At 63.3% G+C, this 749-nt stretch carries 1 protein-coding gene; it reads right to left on the bottom strand.

The window, feature by feature from the left end:
• Window positions 1-685 (bottom strand): biotin/lipoyl-containing protein (locus HMPREF2736_RS12660; protein ID WP_305764515.1); only part of this gene is annotated, 685 nt, incomplete at its 3' end.
• Window positions 686-749: the final 64 nt, after the last annotated feature.

Here is a 749-nt window from a genome sequence, read left to right as displayed (position 1 = left end):
TCGGAGCAGCCTTCTTCTCTTCCTTCGGCTCCTCTTCCTTCGGCTCCTCCTTGGCCGGTGCCTCTTCCTTGGCCTCTGCCTCGTCGGAGGAAGCAGCAGCGTCAGCGTCACCGATGCGGGCAATGACGTCGCCGACCTCAACGGTGTCGTCTTCCTGCGCCAGGACCTCGATCAGGGTGCCAGCAACCGGGGACGGGATTTCGGTGTCGACCTTGTCAGTGGAGACCTCGAGCAGCGGCTCGTCGACCTCGACCGTGTCGCCGACTTCCTTCAGCCAGGTGGTGATGGTGCCTTCGGTGACGGACTCGCCGAGCTCCGGCATCTCAACCTTGGTGCCCTCACCAGAGGACTTCTTCGGAGCAGCCTTCTTCTCTTCCTTCGGCTCCTCAGCCGGCTCTTCGTCCTTCGCCTCTTCCTTGGCGTCGGCGGAGTCGTCGGACTTGTCGTCGCCGGCCGGGGTTTCGCCCTCGTCGCCAATAATCGCGATGACGTCGCCGATCTCGACGGTGTCGTCCTCCTCAGCCTTGATCTCCAGGATCACACCAGCGACAGGGGAGGGGATCTCGGTGTCGACCTTGTCAGTGGAGACCTCGAGCAGCGGCTCGTCGACCTCAACCTCGTCGCCGACCTCCTTCAGCCAAGTGGTGATGGTGCCCTCAGTGACGGACTCACCGAGCTCCGGCATCTCAACGTCGGTAGCGGAACCGGAAGCCTGCTTCGGAGCAGCCTTCTTCTCTTCCTTCGGCTCC

This window comes from Corynebacterium sp. HMSC036E10, from assembly GCF_001836265.1.
GTDB lineage: Bacteria > Actinomycetota > Actinomycetes > Mycobacteriales > Mycobacteriaceae > Corynebacterium > Corynebacterium coyleae.
Note: the sequence above shows the minus strand (reverse complement) of the source record. Positions and strands in the feature narration are given on the sequence as shown.